5 protein-coding genes are annotated in these 4,254 nt (G+C 62.9%); all 5 read left to right on the plus strand.

What is annotated here, in order from left to right; all coding sequences use genetic code 11:
* Positions 1–242 (plus strand): hypothetical protein (locus tag VMR39_RS12580; RefSeq protein WP_325416331.1); only part of this gene is annotated, 242 nt, incomplete at its 5' end.
* A complete protein-coding gene (locus tag VMR39_RS12585; RefSeq protein ID WP_325416332.1) occupies positions 217–1,182 on the plus strand; it encodes an ABC transporter substrate-binding protein in 966 nt (321 codons plus the stop codon). The genes VMR39_RS12580 and VMR39_RS12585, both read left to right, overlap by 26 nt.
* Positions 1,183–1,264: 82 nt before the next feature.
* The gene (locus tag VMR39_RS12590) at positions 1,265–2,056 is read left to right on the plus strand and encodes a class II aldolase/adducin family protein (protein WP_325416334.1); all 792 of its coding nucleotides are present in this window, start codon (positions 1,265–1,267) and stop codon (positions 2,054–2,056) included.
* A gap of 13 nt (positions 2,057–2,069) precedes the next feature.
* A complete protein-coding gene (locus tag VMR39_RS12595; RefSeq protein ID WP_325416335.1) occupies positions 2,070–3,419 on the plus strand; it encodes an LLM class flavin-dependent oxidoreductase in 1,350 nt (449 codons plus the stop codon).
* A 93-nt stretch (positions 3,420–3,512) separates the two neighbouring features.
* Positions 3,513–4,175: a peroxiredoxin-like family protein gene (locus VMR39_RS12600; RefSeq protein WP_325416336.1), complete on the plus strand. Its 663-nt coding sequence runs from the start codon at positions 3,513–3,515 to the stop codon at positions 4,173–4,175.
* Positions 4,176–4,254: the final 79 nt, after the last annotated feature.

Below are 4,254 nucleotides of genomic sequence, written 5' to 3' on the forward strand. Positions count from 1 at the left end.
ATACGCAGCGCACCGCCGCCGGCGATGATCGCTATTTCGGCGCGAAGATCATCACCGACGCCAGCATCAGCGCCAAGGTGACGCAGTTCGCGACACTTTCGGTCGGCGCCACCAACCTGTTCGACGTCCGCCCCGAAACCAACGGGCCGGGCAACCCTCAGACCGGGCAGGGCTATTATGGCCCGTCGCCCTTCAATCCCGCAGGCGGCTATTATTATGGACGGATTGCACTTGCTTTCTGATCGACGGACATTCCTGGCGGGCGCTGCTGTGCTGGGTCTCGCAGCCTGCGGCGGGGCCGGCAAAAGCGGCCGGACGAAGCTGGTGCTGGGCGACCAAGTCCATCTCCTCCAGTCCAAGGCTGAGGCAGCGGGTGCGCTGACGGCGCTGCCTTATGACATAGAATGGGCCAATTTCGTCGGCGCCGCGCCGTTGCTGGAGGCGCTGAATGCCGGTGCGGTCGATACCGCGCCGGCAGGAGACCTGCCCGTGGTTCTGGCCGCAGCGGCCGGGGTACCGCTCAAGGTGATCGCGGGTTCTGTCTCCTCGACCCGCGACATCGGCATTATCGTTCCGCCCGGTTCCGCCATTCGGCGCGTTGCCGACCTGGCCGGGCATCGTGTCATCGTGTCGAGCGCACGCGGCAGCATCTCCCATTATCTGCTGCTCGAAGCGCTCAAGGAAGCGAAGCTGGACCGGCGAAAGGTCGACATAGGCTTCATGCTGCCCAATGATGCCGCCGCGGCCTTCGCCGCCGGTCGTGTCGACGCGTGGGCGACCTTCGGCACTTATCAGATCGCGGCTGAGGCGCGGGGCGCTCGGTTGTTGCGCGACGGGCAGGGGATCAATACCGGTCTCACCCTGATCGCAGCGTCGCAAAAGGCGCTGGATGATCCTGCCAAGCGCTCGGCGATCCGGGACGCGCTGGCCCGCTTGCGTACGGCCAGCCAATGGGCACAGGCACATCCGGACGCCTATGCTGCCGTCTTCGCCAAGGCGACAGGCGTCGATCCAAAGCTGGCGAAGCTGATCGTGGACCGACAGAATCCCGTACTTGTCGCCCCAGATGCTGCCGTCGTCAAACCGCTCCAGCGCGTGGTCGACCGCTTCCATGCCGATGGCGAACTGCCTGTCCATGTCGATGTTGCGAGCATCGTCGACCCGCGCGTCTTCCCGGCATGAGCAACGCTCTCCGATTCTTCAGACATCCTCATTGGGCGACTGGAAACCGCGCGCCTACACTCATCCGCAAAGGAGTTTCGTCATGGCCACACTCTTGAAGGGCGATCGTTTCCGCCGATCTGGCATTAGCGAGGCGGAGTGGAAAGTTCGGGTCGATCTCGCTGCCTTCTATCGCCTTTCGGCGCTCTATGGCTGGGACGATTTCATCTACACCCATATCTCCGCCCGCCTGCCGGGGCCGGACCATCATTTCCTCATCAACCCGTTCGGCCTGATGTTCGACGAGATCACCGCGTCCAGCCTGGTGAAGGTCGACCTAGACGGCAATGTCATCGGTGACAGCGACTATGGCATCAACTATGCCGGCTATGTGATCCACAGCGCGATCCATGGTGCGCGTGACGACGCCCACTATATCGCGCATTTCCACAGCGCCGATGGGATGGCGGTGTCCGCTCATGCCGAAGGGTTGCTGCCGCTCAATCAGCGCGCGCTCGCCCTGATCCCGCGTCTTTCCTACCATGACTACGAAGGCGTCGCGCTCAATCTGGACGAGCGCGAACGGCTGGTCGCGGACCTTGGCGATACCAAGGTCATGCTGCTCCGCAACCATGGCACGCTGGCGCTCGGCGCGACGCCCGGTGAGGCCTTCAGCGGCATCTATCATCTTGAGGAAGCCTGCAAGGCGCAGGTCCGCACCCTGTCCATCGGTCGTGACAGGGTGCTGATTGCACCGGAAGAAGCACAGGAAGAAGTGCGCCGCCAGATCAGTCGGGAACGCAAGCCGGTGGAAGGCGGCAAGTCGCATTACGACCTCGTCTGGGAAGCCGCGCTTCGCAAGGCTGAGCGCCAGTCGCCCGGCTTTAACGCCTGATTGGAGGATAATCATGACCAAACGCCAACTGAAACTTGGCCTTGTCCCCACCGGTGTGGGTGGCCCCGGCGACAGCAATCGCTGGCTGGACACGGAGATCCCCGTAGACGCCAGCGTCAACATCGACTGGTATGTCGATGTCGTCGGTCAGGCGGAGGCGGCGAAGTTCGACCTCGTCTTCATCGTCGATAGCCAGTTCATCACCGCCCATTCGCCGCCCCATTATCTCAACCGGCTGGAGCCGCTCACCCTGTTGTCCGCGCTGGCGGTAGCGACCAAGCATATCGGCCTCGTCGGTACGCTGACGACATCCTATAATGATCCGTTCAACCTCGCCCGCCGCTTTGCCTCGCTGGACCTGATCAGCAAGGGGCGCGCGGGATGGAATGTCGTCACCAGCGGCGATGCCGGCACGGCGGGCAATTTCAGCCTGCCCGAGCATTTCGACTATGATACGCGCTACCGCCGTGCGGTCGAGTTCCTCGATGTCGCGCGGGGCCTATGGTCGAGCTGGGAGGAGGAAGCGCTTGTCCGCGACCGTGCGACCGGGCAATTTCTGGATCCTGATCGGCTCCACCGGCTCGATCATCGCGGCGAATTCTTTCAAGTGACCGGCCCGCTCAATATCCAGCGGTCGCCGCAGGGTGAGCCGGTGATCTTCCAGGCCGGCGACAGCGATCAGGGCCGTGATCTGGGCGCCACCATCGCCGACGCCATCTTCACCCATGCGGCGAGCTTCGAGCAGGGGCAGGCCTTTTATTCGGATCTCAAGGGCCGAGCCATCCGGCAGGGTCGTGACCCCGATCAGATCGTCATACTGCCCGGTTTCTTCGTCTATGTCGGAGACACCGACGCACAGGCCAGGGAGATCGAGCGGCAATATCGGGAACTGGACCAGAGTTTCGATCAGGCGCTAGCAGAATTCGGTCGCCCATTCGGCTGGCATGATTTCCGCCGCTATGATCCCGACGCACCGTTCCCGGCCGACGCATTGGAATATGCGAAGAGCAGCTTCTACACGCAGGCGAAGAGGATTACCGATCAGGCCGTCGAGCAGGGCCTGACGCTGCGTCAGGCAGTGGAGCGCGTGCGTGCGGGACGCAGCAGTCCCTTCGTTGGATCGGCGGAAACGGTCGCGAACGAGATAGAGCGGTGGTTCGAGGGGCGTGCGCTCGATGGTCTCAACGTCCATCTCGGCCATCCGGCACAGTTCAGGCGCTTCGTTGGTGAAGTCGTGCCGATACTTCAGCAACGCGGCCTGTTCCGTACCGAATATGAAGCGGAGACGCTCCGCGGCAACCTCGGCTTGGGCATTCCGGTCAGCCAGCATGCCTTGCCCAGGACACAGCGGGATGCCGCATGAAACTATGACGATTCATCGACGCTTCCCCGCCAACTCTCATTGGCGGGGCGCGACGGTGAAAGCCATCATGATGACGACCGCAAGGAGATCATCATGGCGACACTTCTCACCGACACACTCAAGGCCCGCTATGCCGCATTGCAGGCGGAACGCGAACGCAGCTGGACGACCGCGCAGTTGGAGGCGAATGCCCGCCAGCGCGCCATTCTGATCGATCGCTTCGACCTTGCTGCCGTTGCGCAACCGGGCACCATCCTGCCGCCCCTGTCTTTCGTCGAGGTTGAGGGAGAAACGCTGACGCTCGATGCGCTCACGGCCGATGGTCCCGCTCTCTTCCTCTTCTTTCGCTTCGCCGGCTGTCCGGCCTGCAATATCGCGCTGCCTTACTATGCCGAACATCTTGTTCCTGCACTCAAGCAGCGGGGCATAAGGCTGGTGGCGCTCAGTCCGCAGCCGTCAGACCGACTGAGGGATATCAAGCTGCGCCACGCGCTACCCTTTGCCGTCGCAACGGATGCAGACAATGTCTTGGCCCGGACGCTGGGCATCAGCTTCGTTCCCGATGATCGTCCGACGCCGCCGCCGGCCGGCTGGATAGGCGAAGTCACTGGCACCGATAGCTGGGAATTGCCGCAACCGACCGTCCTGCTCGTTGGTGCCGGCCGTCGTGTCGAATGGCTTCAGGTCAGCCCGGACTGGCTGGATCGGCCGGAGGCGGAAGAAATACTCGACCAGATCGCGCTGCGCCTGCCCTGAACCCTTGCCACGGGAAATTATGCCAAGCCGTGTGTTGATCGTGCGCGCATTTGGTTTGCACCCTTTGCCGGCCAACGGC

It is taken from the genome of Sphingobium sp., assembly GCF_035511395.1.
In the GTDB taxonomy this organism is placed as follows: domain Bacteria; phylum Pseudomonadota; class Alphaproteobacteria; order Sphingomonadales; family Sphingomonadaceae; genus Sphingobium.